Annotated in this window: 18 protein-coding genes; 8 read left to right on the top strand and 10 right to left on the bottom strand. The window is 52.8% G+C overall.

Features of this window, described 5'->3' with window-relative positions:
- Positions 1-94: 94 nt before the first annotated feature.
- The 5 genes from dacA to ACYAC5_RS05605 all read left to right on the top strand — a co-directional run bounded on the left by dacA (position 95) and on the right by ACYAC5_RS05605 (position 4703).
- Positions 95-1306, top strand: coding sequence for a D-alanyl-D-alanine carboxypeptidase DacA (gene dacA, locus ACYAC5_RS05625; RefSeq protein ID WP_101763253.1), 1212 nt, complete (start codon positions 95-97; stop codon positions 1304-1306).
- 96 nt (positions 1307-1402) lie between these two features.
- Positions 1403-1666: a DUF493 family protein YbeD gene (ybeD, locus tag ACYAC5_RS05620; RefSeq protein WP_008103691.1), complete on the top strand. Its 264-nt coding sequence runs from the start codon at positions 1403-1405 to the stop codon at positions 1664-1666.
- Positions 1667-1735: 69 nt separating this feature from the next.
- Positions 1736-2386, top strand: a complete 651-nt coding sequence (gene lipB, locus ACYAC5_RS05615; RefSeq protein ID WP_309835535.1) for a lipoyl(octanoyl) transferase LipB — start codon at positions 1736-1738, stop codon at positions 2384-2386.
- 176 nt (positions 2387-2562) lie between these two features.
- On the top strand, positions 2563-3528 hold the full coding sequence (lipA, locus tag ACYAC5_RS05610) for a lipoyl synthase (protein ID WP_462062568.1): 966 nt from the start codon (positions 2563-2565) through the stop codon (positions 3526-3528).
- 146 nt (positions 3529-3674) lie between these two features.
- Complete coding sequence (locus ACYAC5_RS05605; protein ID WP_462062567.1) at positions 3675-4703, top strand: hypothetical protein; 1029 nt, start codon at positions 3675-3677, stop codon at positions 4701-4703.
- A gap of 88 nt (positions 4704-4791) precedes the next feature.
- On the opposite strand, the gene tatE is transcribed toward ACYAC5_RS05605, so the two are convergent.
- The 6 genes from tatE to ACYAC5_RS05575 all read right to left on the bottom strand — a co-directional run bounded on the left by tatE (position 4792) and on the right by ACYAC5_RS05575 (position 9480).
- The gene (gene tatE / locus ACYAC5_RS05600; protein WP_064740541.1) at positions 4792-4995 is read right to left on the bottom strand and encodes a twin-arginine translocase subunit TatE; all 204 of its coding nucleotides are present in this window, start codon (positions 4993-4995) and stop codon (positions 4792-4794) included.
- A gap of 98 nt (positions 4996-5093) precedes the next feature.
- Positions 5094-5864 carry an amino acid ABC transporter ATP-binding protein gene (locus ACYAC5_RS05595; RefSeq protein WP_101763257.1) on the bottom strand — a complete coding sequence of 257 codons (771 nt, stop codon included), beginning with the start codon at positions 5862-5864 and terminating at the stop codon, positions 5094-5096.
- Positions 5861-6820: an amino acid ABC transporter permease gene (locus ACYAC5_RS05590; RefSeq protein ID WP_462062566.1), complete on the bottom strand. Its 960-nt coding sequence runs from the start codon at positions 6818-6820 to the stop codon at positions 5861-5863. The genes ACYAC5_RS05595 and ACYAC5_RS05590 overlap by 4 nt, the downstream gene beginning before the upstream one ends.
- Positions 6817-7704 (bottom strand): ABC transporter substrate-binding protein, encoded by an 888-nt coding sequence (locus tag ACYAC5_RS05585; RefSeq protein ID WP_462062564.1) that lies wholly within the window; start codon positions 7702-7704, stop codon positions 6817-6819. The genes ACYAC5_RS05590 and ACYAC5_RS05585 overlap by 4 nt, the downstream gene beginning before the upstream one ends.
- A gap of 19 nt (positions 7705-7723) precedes the next feature.
- Complete coding sequence (locus tag ACYAC5_RS05580; RefSeq protein WP_462062562.1) at positions 7724-8518, bottom strand: deaminated glutathione amidase; 795 nt, start codon at positions 8516-8518, stop codon at positions 7724-7726.
- Between the two features lie 2 nt (positions 8519-8520).
- Positions 8521-9480: an ABC transporter substrate-binding protein gene (locus ACYAC5_RS05575; RefSeq protein ID WP_101763261.1), complete on the bottom strand. Its 960-nt coding sequence runs from the start codon at positions 9478-9480 to the stop codon at positions 8521-8523.
- A 137-nt stretch (positions 9481-9617) separates the two neighbouring features.
- On the opposite strand from ACYAC5_RS05575, the gene ACYAC5_RS05570 reads away from it, so the two are divergent.
- Positions 9618-10973, top strand: a complete 1356-nt coding sequence (locus ACYAC5_RS05570; protein WP_462062561.1) for an aminotransferase-like domain-containing protein — start codon at positions 9618-9620, stop codon at positions 10971-10973.
- Here ACYAC5_RS05570 and ACYAC5_RS05565 read toward each other — a convergent pair.
- The 4 genes from ACYAC5_RS05565 to ACYAC5_RS05550 form a co-directional block, all read right to left on the bottom strand.
- Positions 10957-11382, bottom strand: coding sequence for a GNAT family N-acetyltransferase (locus ACYAC5_RS05565; RefSeq protein WP_462062559.1), 426 nt, complete (start codon positions 11380-11382; stop codon positions 10957-10959). The genes ACYAC5_RS05570 and ACYAC5_RS05565 overlap by 17 nt on opposite strands.
- Before the next feature lie 356 nt (positions 11383-11738).
- Positions 11739-11948, bottom strand: coding sequence for a transcription antiterminator/RNA stability regulator CspE (gene cspE / locus ACYAC5_RS05560; protein ID WP_007890714.1), 210 nt, complete (start codon positions 11946-11948; stop codon positions 11739-11741).
- Between the two features lie 150 nt (positions 11949-12098).
- Complete coding sequence (gene pagP / locus ACYAC5_RS05555) at positions 12099-12671, bottom strand: lipid IV(A) palmitoyltransferase PagP (RefSeq protein WP_101763264.1); 573 nt, start codon at positions 12669-12671, stop codon at positions 12099-12101.
- Between the two features lie 604 nt (positions 12672-13275).
- On the bottom strand, positions 13276-13359 hold the full coding sequence (locus ACYAC5_RS05550) for a small membrane protein YohP (RefSeq protein ID WP_085982494.1): 84 nt from the start codon (positions 13357-13359) through the stop codon (positions 13276-13278).
- Positions 13360-13618: 259 nt separating this feature from the next.
- Here ACYAC5_RS05550 and ACYAC5_RS05545 point away from each other — a divergent pair, with 259 nt between their 5' ends.
- Both ACYAC5_RS05545 and ACYAC5_RS05540 read left to right on the top strand, forming a co-directional pair.
- Positions 13619-13864 carry a hypothetical protein gene (locus ACYAC5_RS05545; RefSeq protein ID WP_101763266.1) on the top strand — a complete coding sequence of 82 codons (246 nt, stop codon included), beginning with the start codon at positions 13619-13621 and terminating at the stop codon, positions 13862-13864.
- Between the two features lie 106 nt (positions 13865-13970).
- Entirely contained in the window at positions 13971-15053 is a 1083-nt protein-coding gene (locus ACYAC5_RS05540; RefSeq protein WP_462062558.1) for a malate/lactate/ureidoglycolate dehydrogenase, read from the top strand.

Raw genomic sequence — 15053 nt, 5'->3', positions numbered from 1 at the left:
AACTGATTTGCAAAGCAAGATGTCGCCCGATCGGACGTTTGCTATAGTTAGGCACTTTTTTCACTCTAAACCCACGGATGTTGTAGTCCTGAACATGAATACGCTGAAACCTTCTCGTTTTCTGAAACGCCTGACAGTGGGATCACTGGTCGCCCTTTCTCTCAGCCATGCCGCATTTGCGGACGATGTTAATCTTAAGACTATGATTCCGGGTGTACCGGACATTGATGCTGAAGCTTATGTGCTGATCGACTATAACTCCGGCAAAGTGCTGGCCGAAAAGAACGCGGATGCACGCCGCGATCCGGCAAGCCTGACCAAAATGATGACCAGCTACGTGATTGGTCAGGCGGTCAAAGCGGGAAAAATCCATAACGATGACATCGTGACCGTGGGTAAAGATGCCTGGGCAACCGGTAATCCGGTATTCAAAGGTTCATCACTGATGTTCCTCAAGCCTGGCGATCGTGTGCCGGTTTCTCAGCTGACGCGCGGTATCGTGCTGCAATCAGGTAACGACGCTTGTGTAGCGATGGCGGATTACGTTGCTGGCAGCCAGGACGCATTCGTCAACCTGATGAACAACTACGTTGGCGCGCTGGGTCTGAAAAACACCCACTTCCAGACCGTGCACGGTTTGGATGCCGAAGGCCAATACAGCTCGCCGCGCGATATGGCGTTGATCGGCCAGGCGCTGATCCGTGACGTACCCGATGAGTACGCGGTTTACCGTGAAAAAGATTTCACCTTTAATAACATCAAGCAGACCAACCGTAACGGTTTGCTGTGGGATACCAGCCTGAACGTCGATGGCATTAAAACCGGCCACACAGACGCAGCGGGTTACAACCTGGTCGCCTCGGCAACAGAAGGCCAGATGCGTTTGATCTCCGCGGTGATGGGCGGTCGTACCTTTAAAGGCCGTGAAACCGAGAGCAAGAAGTTGCTGACGTGGGGCTTCCGCTTCTTTGAAACCGTCGCACCGCTGAAAGCGGGCAAAGAGTTTGCCTCTGAGCCTGTGTGGTTCGGTGACAGCGATCGTGTCCAGCTGGGCGTGGAGAAAGATGCCTATCTGACCATTCCGCGTGGCCGCATGAAAGATCTCAAAGCCAGCTATGTGCTGAACAACACTGAACTGCATGCGCCGCTGCAGAAAAATCAGGTAGTGGGCAGCATCAACTTCCAGCTCGACGGCAAAACTGTGGAACAGCGTCCGCTGGTGGTGCTGAATGAAGTGAAAGAAGGTGGTTTCTTCGGCCGCATCATCGATTACATCAAACTGATGTTCCACCACTGGTTCGGCTAAGGCGCGCTTGAAAAAACGCCAATTTGCCCCCAATTAAGTTACTATCTTTGCTCCCGCCTCGGCGGGAGCCTGTTTTTTAAGCACCGGAGTCAATGTATGAAAACCAAATTGAATGAACTGCTCGAATTCCCTACGCCTTTCACTTACAAAGTGATGGGTTTGGCGCAACCGGAGCTGGTTGATCAAGTGGTTGAAGTGGTGCAGCGCCACGCGCCAGGCGATTACAAACCGGACGTTAAGCCAAGCAGCAAAGGCAACTATCACTCTGTTTCCATTACCATCATCGCCACCCACATTGAGCAGGTTGAAACCCTGTATGAAGAGCTGGGCAACATCGAAATCGTGCGCATGGTGCTGTAATTCTGGCGCTGGCAAAGTCCGCTTTGCCAGCGTTATACTCTGCCTTCCACTCTTTACCGGATCTCTGCTTTGTCAGCTAATACGCTTCTTGTTCGTCAACTCGGCCAGCGCGATTGGCAACCCATCTCCGATGCCATGCATCACTTTACCGATCAACGCGACAGCAGCACTGCCGATGAAATCTGGCTGGTGGAACATCATCCGGTGTTTACCCAGGGCCAGGCAGGGAAAGCTGAACATCTGCTGATGCCGGGCGATATTCCGGTGGTACAAAGCGATCGCGGCGGCCAGGTAACCTATCACGGCCCCGGCCAACAGGTAATGTATGTGCTGATTGACGTGAAACGTCGCAAGATGGGCGTGCGCGAGTTAGTGACGGCGTTAGAAGAAACGGTGATCGCCACGCTGGCCGACTATGACATCAGCGCGCGGGCGCGACCGGATGCGCCGGGCGTGTACGTTGGCGATGACAAGATTTGTTCGCTGGGACTGCGTATTCGTAAAGGCTGCTCGTTTCACGGCCTGGCACTGAATGTGGCGATGGATTTAACGCCGTTCCTGCGCATCAATCCGTGCGGATATGCCGGGATGCAAATGACGCAGCTTAGCCAGCTGCAGCCGGGCGTCACGCCGGCAGATGTGCAGCCGCGTCTGGTGCAGCATTTCGCCCGTTTAACCGGATTTACCCAACTGGAATGGCAAAGTGATGCCGCGGTCTGACCTTGACTGTACGTGCCTATTTACAAAATTGTAACTTTTGCACCGGCGAATCGGCTGCTTATGGGTAGACGAGATGATATAATTTTTGCCATATTTTCAAAAAAAGTTGAAAGCCTGGTTCTCAGTTTGAGTGAGGAAGCTTTCAAATCGCAATCCCGACCGGAACCTGCAGATTTATGAGTAAACCAATTCAGATGGAACGTGGCGTCAAGTATCGCGATGCCGACAAAATGGCGCTAATCCCGGTGAAAACCGTGATGGTTGAGCGTGAAGAAATTCTGCGTAAGCCGGAATGGATGAAGATCAAACTGCCTGCGGACTCCAGCCGCATTCAGGGCATCAAGGCCGCGATGCGTAAAAACGGTCTGCACTCGGTGTGTGAAGAAGCCTCCTGCCCTAACCTCGCAGAGTGTTTCAACCACGGTACCGCGACATTTATGATCCTCGGCGCGATCTGTACCCGTCGCTGCCCATTCTGCGACGTGGCGCACGGCCGTCCGAATATGCCTGATGCTAACGAACCGCTGAAACTGGCACAAACCATTGCCGATATGGCGCTGCGTTATGTGGTCATCACTTCTGTGGACCGTGATGACCTGCGCGACGGCGGTGCCCAGCACTTTGCTGACTGCATCCGCGCGATTCGCGAAAAAAGCCCAACCATCAAAATTGAAACATTGGTGCCGGACTTCCGTGGTCGTATGGATCGCGCGCTGGAAATCCTCACCGCGACGCCACCGGATGTGTTTAACCACAATCTGGAAAACGTGCCGCGCGTGTACCGTCAGGTCCGTCCTGGCGCCAACTACGATTGGTCACTGAAATTGCTGGAGCGTTTCAAAGAAGCGCATCCGGATATCCCGACTAAATCGGGTTTGATGGTCGGCCTTGGCGAAACCAATGCTGAAATCATTGAAGTGATGCGCGATCTGCGTCGCCACGGCGTCACCATGCTGACGCTGGGACAGTATTTGCAGCCGAGCCGTCACCACTTGCCGGTGCAGCGCTACGTTAGCCCGGCCGAGTTTGACGAAATGAAAGAAGAAGCAATGGCGATGGGCTTCACCCATGCCGCCTGCGGCCCGTTTGTGCGCTCCTCTTATCATGCTGATATGCAGGCCAAAGGTCTGGAAGTTAAGTAATATGCTTCGCGATTGCGCTCTTACCAGGGCGCAATCGCAAATATCCCCTTAAAAGTCTTAATCCCTGTCTCAAATCTGTCGCTTTAATCGCTGAGGCCATAAGAGCCTATTTCTCTTTTCTCAGTGTTTATTTTGAAGGTCAGATAATGCAAACATCCTCTCACTTAAAGGGGCTCGATTTTCTCCGGGAACCCGATTTGTCAGGTCAAATACCCGATGTGCGGCTCAACAGTGCATCCGGAGAGAGTTTGGATGCGCTTAAAGCGCGCACCACGCCCATAGATAACACCAATCCCTATACTTCATCTCACGCCTCATGTGCCAATGCATTTATCGCTACCGCTATCAGTATTGAGCATCGATACGATGAAATTCATTTAGAGTTGCCACTAAAGGGTCATGAAACTGTCGCTGTGATGCCCGAAGTGGTGCGACACATCATGCCTTATGCTGAAGACATCGCTTTTCAAACTTCTCAGGAGAATGTACTCCCTGTGATTAATGAAGAGCCTGAACCTGAATGGAATTTTGATTTGCTGGAAGCGAAATTCAATGCTCCTCAGCCACTACTATGGCAACCGACTATCGGCATGCACCACGAGAGTGTGGAAATTGCCACGCTACCTGAACGCGAGAGTGCCAAACCTCAACTTTTAGTACAGGTACAGTCAAAGGTTATCACTGAAAATGAGGTCATTATTGATGATCTGAATGAGGATGAAGGGTCTTTCAGCGGTAATGCGCCAGTTGGTACGACGTTATACTTTTATCTTGATGATGTGTGGGTCGGCAGCTCTGAAATTGATAGCCAAGGCCGTTGGCAGTTTGAACTGCCCACCGAGATTTCTGTCGCTCAGCATGTTTTTAGTGCAGTCCCCATTAATCCGCAAGGCGTAATGGGTGGCAAAATTGATTATCCGTTTTTGACTAAGCCTAAAATAGGCGAAATCATTATGCCAATTGATGAGAGTGAATCAGACAAAATTGAAATAGCACTCATTGATGTTATTACAGCCGAGGAAGAAGAAACAATATCGTTGATACCATTAATTTTAACTGATGATATGTTGCAGGGCTGGCATACCCAGGATGGGTTGAGCGACTTTGATGGCTTATATGGCTCAACAATATTTGATGTGGATGAGCAGGAAATCATTTACGCCAATTGGCACTAAGACGCAAAAAACAAAAACCAGGCTGGCGACAGTCTGGTTTTTTATCAACGTAATAAATATTTACACTTATTGACGTTCGGCGCAGAGATTACTCTTTGTGGCTGACACGTTCAGCAGGCACTTCTTCAGCGCTGCTTTTGGATGCGCCGGATTCATCATCTTTCATGGCTTTTTTGAAGCCTTTGATTGCGGAACCCAGATCGCCACCCAGTGAACGTAACTTATTGGTGCCAAAAAGCAGTACGATGAGCGCACCGATGATCAGCAGTTTGGCAATACTGATACCTTCCATAATTTACCTTTCAACCAATGTGAAAAACGGACCTGACTATTAACGCGCAGTTTATAAACGGCCTCAACTGCAATCTGTAACAGAGTGAGACCGCCTGCTCAGATAAAGCGGCTGAGAAATGCCTGCGTGCGCGGATGTTGCGGGTTACCAATCACCTGCTCCGGACTGCCCTGCTCCACTACCACGCCGCCATCCATAAACACCACGCGATCGGCCGCCTCACGCGCGAAACCAATTTCATGGGTCACGACAATCATGGTTAGCCCTTGATCGGCTAAGGTGCGCATGGTGGCCAGCACTTCGCCAACTAATTCCGGATCGAGTGCCGAAGTGGGTTCATCGAACAGCATCAGCGCCGGTTTAATCGCCAGCGCACGCGCAATCGCCACGCGCTGCTGCTGACCACCGGATAGATGACGCGGCCAGGCGTCGGCTTTGTCACTCAATCCCACGGTCGCCAGCAGTTCACGCGCATGCTTGAGTGCATCCTGCCGTGTAAACTTGTGCACACCTATCGGCGCTTCAATGATGTTTTGCAGCACCGTCATGTGCGGATAGAGGTTGAACTGCTGAAACACCATGCCGATTTTCTGGCGCTGATGAGCAATTTTACGCGCCGACAGACGATGCAAAATACCGCGCTTCAGTTCATAACCGATCTGATCGTCACCGACCACAATCGAACCGGCATTCATGTCTTCCAGATGGTTAATACAGCGTAAAAAGGTGGATTTACCCGAACCTGATGGCCCGAGAATCACCACCACTTCACCGGGAAACACATCGAGATCGATGCCTTTCAGCACTTCATTATCGCCATAACTCTTCTGCACATTACGCGCACGCACCAGTGGCTGAACTTCACTCATACATCCTCCTTCAGACGGTGCGCGACGGCTGGCGCGGCTTCGTTAGTGGCAACGCGACGTTTGTTCACCACCGTGCGGGTGGTGCCGCGTGCGTAGTAACGCTCGATGGCGGACTGACCAAGGTTGAGAATCGAGGTGATAAACAGATACCAGATCACTGCGACCATCAGCATCGGGATAATTTCAAAGGTGCGGTTATAAACGGCCTGCACTGAGTACAACAGATCGCCCATAGCGATCACACTTACCAGCGAGGTCGCTTTGATCATGCTGATCAACTGGTTGCCGGTAGGCGGAATAATTGAACGCATCGCCTGTGGAATGATCACGCGGCGCAGCGCACGACTGCGACTCATGCCAAACGCCTGGGTGGTTTTGACCTGACCGTTATCCACTGACAGCAGGCCGGCGCGAATGATCTCGGCCATATAAGCCGCTTCATTGAGCGCCAGTCCGGCAATGGCGGCAGTCAGTGGCGTGATCAGATCGTTGGTGTTCCAGCTGGCAAAAGTGATATCCGTCCACGGAAGAGTGATTGCGATGGTGGGAAACAGCGTCGACAGGTTGTACCAAAAGATCAGCTGTACCAGCAGCGGCGTACCCCGGAAAAACCAGATGTAGAGCGACGATAAGCCGCTCAGCAATTTGTTTTCCGAGAGACGCCACACGCCCAACAGCAGCCCGAGCAGCGTGCCGAGAATCATCGACACCACCGTCAAGCCGAGCGTGACCTGCAGGCCTTTCATCACCGAACCTTCGGTGAACCACTGCAGCACCACGTTCCACTCGAAATTGGGGTTGGTCGCCACCAGCCAGAGGAAGTTCGCGGCAATAACCAGCACCAAAATCCATGAGATCCAGCGCCCATAAGTGGGCGCACTGCGGGCAAAAGCCACATCGCGCTGCTGCACGTCGGCCTTATCCCTGGCTCGCGAATTGTTGGTGACCGGACTCATTTTGCTACCCCTTGCGCCAGGTTACGTCCCGGTTGCTGCAACACGTTGCCGTCTAATTTCCATTTCTTCATGATGGCCGCGTAAGTGCCGTTATTGAACAGCTCTTTGTACGCATCCAGCACCACGTTGCCGAGTTCAGAACCCTTGGGTACCACGGTGCCCTGGAAAATGTCGCCAAAGCCGTTTTTCTTGCCTTTGCCCGACAGCTCCAGCTGGCCATTGGCCTGTTCGATGAAGTAAGTCAGCGGCGCCTGCGAGGAGAAGAAAGCATCGGAACGTTTTGAGCGCACGGCTAAAATCGATGATGGCTGGTCGGTGAAGGATTGCACCACCACCGCCGGTTTACCCGTCGCGACACAGGCATCGGACTGCTTGCGAATCACCTGCTCTGCTGAACCGGCCGCCATTACCGCAATGCGTTTACCGCAGGTATCTTCCAGACCGTTAATCTTCGAGGGATTGCCTTTCTGCACGCCAAACACCACGAACTCCTGCACGAAGTCGATAAAATCAACCTTTTGCTGACGATCCGGATAATCGCCAATCGGCCCAATCGCCATCTGGTAGCGGCCGGAATTAATGCCGGTGAGCACGCCCGATAAACCGCTGACGGTGGCATGTTCAATCTTCACGCCCAGCAATTGTGCCAGCGCTTCGGTGAGATCGGCGGAAGCGCCGTCCATTGAGTGCGGACCGTTAACGATCTCATACGGAGGAAAAGATCCGTTGTTCACCGAGATCATTTTACCGCTGCTTTTGATCTCTGCTGGCAGACGATCGTGCAGCGCCTGATCCACTTTTTGCGCAGGAATCACGTCGGCGGCCTGAGCGAAACAGGCCGTGAGGCCCAATGACAGCGCGATGGCGGTAGCAAGAATTTTCATCAGTCAGATTCCCCAGCGATCAAAGTGGTTTAAGTTCGGGACGCGCAAAACAGCGATTTTCCAGCACCGGCAGTACGCTGCGAGCGTAGGCGATGCGCTGTGGATCGAGATCGGCAAACACCAGCGCGGCCGATTCCGGCGCTTTGGCAATCGCCACGCCCAACGGATCGATTACCAGACTGTTGCCGATATTGCGTGGCCCACATTCGCCCACCGCCACCATGTAGCAGGTGTTTTCCAGCGCACGCGCGGTGGTCAGCAACTCCCAGTGCATCTCTTTCAGCGGGCCTTTCACCCACGCTGCCGGCAGCACCAGCACATCCGCGCCGTCAAGCACTAAGCGACGCGCCAGCTCTGGAAAGCGCACGTCGTAGCAGGTCATCAACCCGACTTTCATGCCCGCCACGTCAACCAGCGGCGGAATTTCGCGCCCCGGATTCACGTGCTGCGACTCCTGCATGGCGAAGGCATCGTAAAGGTGCAGTTTCACGTACTCGGCGATGATTTCGCCGTTGCGAATGGCGATCAGTACATTGAGCGCCTTCTGCCCTTCTGTCGGTACGTGCACGCTCATCATGGTGGTCAGGTTGTTGCCTTTGCTAATCGCCAGCAGCTGCGTGACGAAAGGACCATCAAGTGGCTGCGCCGCTTTCAATACCAGATCAGGATCGGCGATATCACGCGCCAGCACGCCTTCCGGCAGCACCAGCAGATCAGCACCGCCCGCCAATGCCTGGTTCATCAATCCGATGCAGATATCGGTGTTTTCCTGCCATTCGCGGCTGACGGCAAATTGTCCCATTGCTACTTTCATGGTTATTCTCCTTGCGCCGCAGCCGGGAAAATCGCTTCCGGCGTCAGCAATGTTTGGGTTAGGCCTTGCTGGAACAGCTCATTCGCAAAGTCGGCAATCATCTTTTTGTTAACGGAAAATCCGTTCTGATTCCAGTTGGCCGGTAATTCCTGCGCGGTGCGCCGCAAATCGTCCAGCAGCCACGGCGTAGTGTCGGCGTATTTCTCGCGCTTCTTCATCCACATCTGGTACGAACGATCGATGATGTCGCTCAGCGCCTGAGGCAGCCACGGATGCGCCTCCGCTAAGGCGGGCTTCAGAGCCAGTAAGTGAATGCCAGGCACATAACCGACGCGATTAAAGTAGTCGCGCTCGGCAGCAGCAAAATCCACCTGCAGCTGGCGCAAACCCGAATCGGCAAGGAAAAAACCTTCCGGCATAAAAGGGGTAAACACAGCATCCAGCTCACCGGCTTTCAGCAACGCGATCAGTGGACGCTCACCTGGCGCCGGTTCAATACGCCCCGGACGACCAAAACCGGCCAGACGATCAACAATCGGGTGATCCTCAGTCAAACGCCCGGCAAACCAGTACGCATCATCAATCTCCACTCCCGCTTCACGCAGCACGGTGCGCGTCCAGGTGTTGCCCGAATCCTGCCAGCCGGTGACGCCGATCTTTTTACCTTTCAGCTGCGCTGGCGAGGTAATCGGGCTGTCGCTGCGCGTAATGATGCAGCGCTGACGGAAACCGCGCATCAGAAAGTGTGGCAGGCCCAACAGTGAAGTGTCACCTTTTGCCCGAGCCTGAGCAAAGCGGCTAAACGACACTTCACCGGCATCGTATTTATCGCTGGTGGCGAGGTTATCCACCAGCGTGCCAACACGATCGATCTCCAGCGTGAAACCTTCCGGCTTGATATCGCCAAGTGCCAGCGGTGTGAAGTAATCCCAGTCACGTACCGCCAGTCTGATGGTTACCATAGTTTTGCCTTCCCCGTCTGTTCTGCCAGCCCTGCGGCTGTGATTATTTATGCAGCAAATAGTGCTTGAATTTGAGTCTAAATCGCGAATACTAATCTGAACAATCTATTATTTGTTACTGAACAAAGGATTTTCTTATGACGCAAAGTGTGGATTTGGAGTGGCTCAGCCAGCAGATCACGGATGCTTCGGTGAAAGGCATCACGCATGCGGCATCCACGCTAATACGCGATGGGCAGATTGCGGTGGGCATGCAGATGCCGGCAGTACGGGAATTGGCTGAGCGATTAGGCGTGAGCCCGGCAACCGTTTCGGCTGCCTGGGCGCAACTGAAGAAGCAGAAAGTGCTGGCGGGTAAAGGTCGCAGCGGCGTGTGGGTGAGCGGTAACAGCGTGATGCCGCGTCCGATTCGCTTCGAGAAGATCGGCAATTACGGCGAGAATGTTCAGGCGTCACTGGCGATGGCCTCACCGGATCCAACGTTATTGCCGGATCTGCGTCGGGCGATGCTGGCGGGCATTGCGTCGCCGCAACTGAATAGTTATCAGCGTGAGGCGATTTCACCGCAATTGCAGGATGCCGTAACGCCACGTTGGCCCTATCCCGCCGAAGCCTGGTTGGCAACCGATGGCGGCTTCGATGCCATGAACCTGATCGTGCAGACATTGCTGTCACCGGGCGATCGTGTGGTGATCGAAGATCCTACTGCCACGCGATTACTGGATATTTTAGACAACATGGGGGCTGAAATTCTGCCGCTGCCCTGCGATGAGCAAGGTCCCATTCCCTCGACGCTGACCACGCTGATGCAGAAATCTCCGGCGATGTTTATCTATCAACCGCGCACCCATTCCGCTACCGGAAACAGCGTGAGCCAGCGTCGCAGTGCAGAGTTGGCGCGCGTGCTGGCAAACAGCAGCACCGTCATTGTCGAAGATGACGGCATTGGCGATCTGTCGCGCTGCCCGGTGTTTAGCCTCGGCTTCCACTATCCCGAACGCGTGCTGCACGTGCACTCGTTTTCCAAAGCTTATGGGCCGGATTTGCGGCTGGCAGTGTTATCAGGCACCGCCGAAATGGTGAAGCGCCTGCAAGCGTGGCGCAACTTTGGCGTGAGCTGGACCAGCCGTATTTTGCAGGATGCCGTGGCGTGGATGCTCAATGATGAAGAGACTCAGCAGCGTATTCAGCAGGCCAAAGCCACCTATGCGCAGCGTCGCCAGCAGTTACTGGCCGCGCTGGCGAAACGCGGTCTGGTGCTGGAAGAGCGTGATGGATTGAGCGTGTGGATTCCGGTGGAATCGGAGCAGTACGCGATGATCACGCTAGCCGCGCGCGGTATCGCCGTGCTGCCCGGGGAACGCTGTAGCATTAGCAGCCGGCAGTTCATTCGCGTCAGCGCCGCGCTGCTGCCTGTGGCACAACTCGACAGCATCGCCGATGCCATCGTGATAGCCAGCGGACGCGAGCTCAATCTTAACCCAGAACTTTAATGTGATAGCGCGGTGATTCCACATAGCCTTCACGCGCATAGAACTGGTTGGCTTTGAGGCGCGATGAATCGCAGTGCACTTCCATACGGTCGCAACCGCGTGACCGCGCCAGCTGTTCGGCGTGGTTTAATAACTGCTGCCCGCTGCCTTTGCTGCGCTCGCCTTCGGCAATACAAAAGTAGCTGATGCGGGCAAAATCGCCGGCCAATGCCAGCTGCGGAATAAAGTGCAACGAGAGAAAGCCCAGCACCTGATTGCCGTGTTCCGCGACCAACAACATTTCATCGGGATGATGAATAAGCTGCGCCAAACGCGTATCGATAAATCCTTCCGTCGCGCTATAACCTAATTCGGTTAGCAACGCGCTCAATGCAAAACTGTCTTTTGCCTGTGCCTGACGTATGTTCATCCTGCCTCCTCATTTTCCCTGAGCAGTTATATAGCGTTGCCGGACAAAAATCTGCAAGTAAGCATTGTTGTGGCTATGTTACGGAAGTTATCTGTGAGATGTGCCGCAGAATCTGCCTTGTCACGAGAATGTCATAACGGCTTAAGGCTGGCTTAATCTGGCATTGGCATGCTGAGGGAAATCTCTTTCTGAGGCAGGCGAAATGAAAAACCTTATTCCACGCACTTTCGATGAGTTAATGGCACTGAGCATCAGCATGCTTGCCTTAGCGAGCTGGATGATTATTTGGTGGCGAGCCTAAAAATGAATAAAAAAAACCCGCCAGAAGGCGGGTTTTCAGAATTCGAACTGTTAAATTACAGTGCGATAACGTTAGCAGCTGATGGGCCTTTAGCGCCGTCAGTGATTTCGAACTCAACGCGTTGACCTTCAGCCAGAGTTTTGAAACCGTTGCTGTTGATTGCAGAGAAGTGTACGAATACATCTTTGCTGCCATCTTCTGGAGTAATGAAACCGAAGCCTTTCGACTCATTAAACCACTTTACGTTACCTTTGATCTTAGACATCTATATTACCTTTACATGAAAAAAGGACACTAAACTGTGTCGACGTCTAGTACAGCAATTGCGGTGACATTTGTCCAGTGCGATTTGATGAAAAAGTGATAAATATTGATTTTTTGCATGCCGATCACACTTTATGCGTGCCGCCAGCGCTTAAAACTCAAATCTCAGCCACGCAAAGTAAACGTTGCCGTTATTGTAAGTGCCGGGAATATAAGTCATTTGGAAAGTGGCTGGACCATATCCAATTGATGCCAAAGGCAATATCAGCGGAACCGGGATGTAGCGCCAGTTATCCCGCGCCGTTACACCCGCCGTGTATCCGGCGCCCAAATGAAAGTTCTGATCGCTAAGCGGTCGCCAGGTCGCTTCCCAACCGTAACCGCCAATCGGCTCCCATTTGTTGAAGGAGTCCTTGAACGCCATCAGGTACAAACCGTGCCAGTTACCTTTCTCATCCCAGCGCGAAACGCCCGCACCTGCGCCCCACGGGCGCTCGTTGTATTTATCGATGTGTTCATCGTCGTAAGTCCAACGGTTGTGCCAGGTAATCGCCGGCAGATAAAAATCATAATTCTGCGGTTGCGACCAGGTTTGCGACACGTTATCGCTAAAGGTGTTCCAGCCTGATTTGATGGCTTGTGAAGTTGTTACCGCTGATGCCGAAAATGAGACCGATGAGGTCAAAATGCAGCCTAACAAAACTGCAGAAAAGTGCCGATTCACAACGTAATTTCCTGTTAATTCGTGCTGAAAAAATGCACTACCCTGAGGTAAATTTTTCAGATTCTTGTACGACGCATTCCTAAGTAATCGCCAAAAGGATATTAAAAAACAGGCTTAATATCTCCAGGCTAATTCTCGGTTGACGGCGAATTTTACCTCATGCGGAACGTGAAATTGAAACGCCGGATAAACGGAAAGGTATTACTGAGGGATGTACACAAAGTGCAATCATGTTGTGAGGATGACGGCAAGCAATAAGATAGCTTTCAGTGACTTAGTGTCAACTATTCACGCATGGAATAAATTAACAAAATTTATCAATTGAACTCGCCCGACGAATAAGATAAATCTCGATACTCCAGGACGGAGATGGGGAAAAAACTGACATGACTATTCGTTGTAGCCGCTGCGGTTGCACTAAATTTTTTTACACCTTAACGGACTGCAAACAGGTCGATGCAATAAATCATCATGGTGCCTGCTGCGCACAATGTCAGAAACCGTTGACGCTGGGCGATCTCATCCTGCCGATTGCGTCTTTTAATGACAGCGAAAAATCCTATGCTGAATAAAAAATTCAGGCACCCGCAGGTGCCTGTTGTTGTCAGAAAATCAGTTTAAAGACGCCTGTTAGTGTCAGTAACCCAACGATGAAGATGATGGCGATGACCCACAGAATTATTTTCATTGTTCGCTCCTTCAAGTATGAAAAATAACGTGTCTGCTAACCAGTATAGATGATCATTCTGCTTTCGCTGGGCGCTGCGAGAGTGGTCACAACCCTTAGCTATCGTTTCGCTTAATGCCGATTTAATTCTGCGAGACGGGTCGCAGCCTGCGATTTTCCCTCTCCTTGATTCCGCACTCAGCGCCTGTCCGCAGTCTAAACTTATAGCGCCTGAAGAGGCCTCGATTGTTATCAATGCCGACGTAACAAGGAGATTCTTATGAGCACGATTAATACCAGCATGGGGCGTTATAGCCTTAAGGCAAAGGATTACGGCAACCACATCAGCGGCAGTATTGCGATTAATGATGAAGGTGGCACGCAACTCACCCTGCAGGAATTTGAAGAGCACTATCTTGACGATGTCGTCAACAATGTCATTTATCCGATCACTGGCGGAAACCGTGAAATTACCCGCGCGCTGCGCGATCAGATGGTCAAAGCGGGCTTTGAACAGCCGCACTGAGTTTTTGGGCCACACGTTGTGGCCCTTTACTTCTTATCATTGACTTGCAGTTATTACTGGTTTCGGCACAGGATGCATGATTGTTCATGATAAGGAGATTGACCGTATGAGTACTCTGCATCTTATTCCCCCTTCTCGCCTTCATCAGTTTGTTCAAGCCATTTGGTTACATGCTGGCAGTAGCGCCGAAGAAGCGCGCCTGGTCGCCGACCATTTGGTGGCCGCGAATCTGGCGGGTCACGATTCACACGGCGTTGGCATGATTCCGAGCTACATGAAATCGCTGGCACAGGGCTTTTTGCAACTCAACCAACATGCCAGCATTGCAAAAGACGCCGGCGCGGTGCTGACGCTGCACGGGCACAACGGTTTTGGTCAGGTGGCGGCCTTTGAGGCGATGCAACTCGGTATTGAGCGCGCAGCCAGGTTAGGTATTGCGGCGGTTGGTTTACACCATTCGCACCACATTGGTCGCATCGGCCATTGGGCGGAGCAGTGTGCGGCCGCCGGTTTTGTCTCCTTCCACTTCGTTAACGTGATGGGCGATCCGATGGTCGCGCCGTTTAACGGTAGCGATCGTCGCTTTGGCACCAATCCTTTCTGCGCCATTTTCCCGCGCCGCAATGCCAGACCGCTGCTGCTCGATTTCGCCACCAGCGGCATCGCCTTTGGTAAAACGCGAGTGGCGTGGAATAAAGAGCAGCAGGTCGCGCCAGGTTATCTGATTGATCATCAAGGCCAGCCGACCACCGAGCCAGGCGTGATGCACCAGGCGCCGTATGGTTCACTGATGCCGTTTGGTCTGCACAAAGGCTATGCGCTGGCAACCATGTGTGAAATTCTCGGCGGCGCGCTGTCCGGCGGACGCACCACACATGATGAGACGCTGATCACCAGCCACGATGCCATTTTCAACTGCATGACCACCATCATCGTGAATCCGGATGCGTTTGATGCGCCTGCGATGCAGGAAGAAGCGAAATCATTCCTGGATTGGGTGAAACAGTCGCCGCAAAGTGGCGAAGCACCGATTCAGGTGCCCGGCGAGTGGGAAGAGCAAAACCGCGTGGAACGTGAACGCGATGGCATTCCACTCGACAGCAACAGCTGGGAGCAAATCTGTGACGCGGCGTTACAAGCGGGAATGCCGCAAAAGGAACTCGCGGCGTTCCGCGCCTTAACACAGTAA

It is taken from the genome of Pantoea sp. y20 (genome assembly GCF_054903455.1).
The sequence above is the reverse complement of the archived record's forward strand: the minus strand, read 5'-3'. Positions and strand labels throughout refer to the sequence as shown.

Coding starts and splice junctions, on each gene's coding strand:
- ACYAC5_RS05565 (WP_462062559.1), bottom strand. CDS start 11,382: ATGAACATACGTCAGGCACAGGCAAAAGACAGTTTTGCATTGAGCGCG.
- ACYAC5_RS05540 (WP_462062558.1), top strand. CDS start 13,971: ATGAGTACTCTGCATCTTATTCCCCCTTCTCGCCTTCATCAGTTTGTT.
- ACYAC5_RS05580 (WP_462062562.1), bottom strand. CDS start 8,518: ATGAAAGTAGCAATGGGACAATTTGCCGTCAGCCGCGAATGGCAGGAA.
- ACYAC5_RS05570 (WP_462062561.1), top strand. CDS start 9,618: ATGACGCAAAGTGTGGATTTGGAGTGGCTCAGCCAGCAGATCACGGAT.
- tatE (WP_064740541.1), bottom strand. CDS start 4,995: ATGGAAGGTATCAGTATTGCCAAACTGCTGATCATCGGTGCGCTCATC.
- ACYAC5_RS05605 (WP_462062567.1), top strand. CDS start 3,675: ATGCAAACATCCTCTCACTTAAAGGGGCTCGATTTTCTCCGGGAACCC.
- lipA (WP_462062568.1), top strand. CDS start 2,563: ATGAGTAAACCAATTCAGATGGAACGTGGCGTCAAGTATCGCGATGCC.
- cspE (WP_007890714.1), bottom strand. CDS start 11,948: ATGTCTAAGATCAAAGGTAACGTAAAGTGGTTTAATGAGTCGAAAGGC.
- ACYAC5_RS05545 (WP_101763266.1), top strand. CDS start 13,619: ATGAGCACGATTAATACCAGCATGGGGCGTTATAGCCTTAAGGCAAAG.
- ACYAC5_RS05595 (WP_101763257.1), bottom strand. CDS start 5,864: ATGAGTGAAGTTCAGCCACTGGTGCGTGCGCGTAATGTGCAGAAGAGT.
- ACYAC5_RS05585 (WP_462062564.1), bottom strand. CDS start 7,704: ATGAAAATTCTTGCTACCGCCATCGCGCTGTCATTGGGCCTCACGGCC.
- ACYAC5_RS05590 (WP_462062566.1), bottom strand. CDS start 6,820: ATGAGTCCGGTCACCAACAATTCGCGAGCCAGGGATAAGGCCGACGTG.
- dacA (WP_101763253.1), top strand. CDS start 95: ATGAATACGCTGAAACCTTCTCGTTTTCTGAAACGCCTGACAGTGGGA.
- ACYAC5_RS05550 (WP_085982494.1), bottom strand. CDS start 13,359: ATGAAAATAATTCTGTGGGTCATCGCCATCATCTTCATCGTTGGGTTA.
- ybeD (WP_008103691.1), top strand. CDS start 1,403: ATGAAAACCAAATTGAATGAACTGCTCGAATTCCCTACGCCTTTCACT.
- ACYAC5_RS05575 (WP_101763261.1), bottom strand. CDS start 9,480: ATGGTAACCATCAGACTGGCGGTACGTGACTGGGATTACTTCACACCG.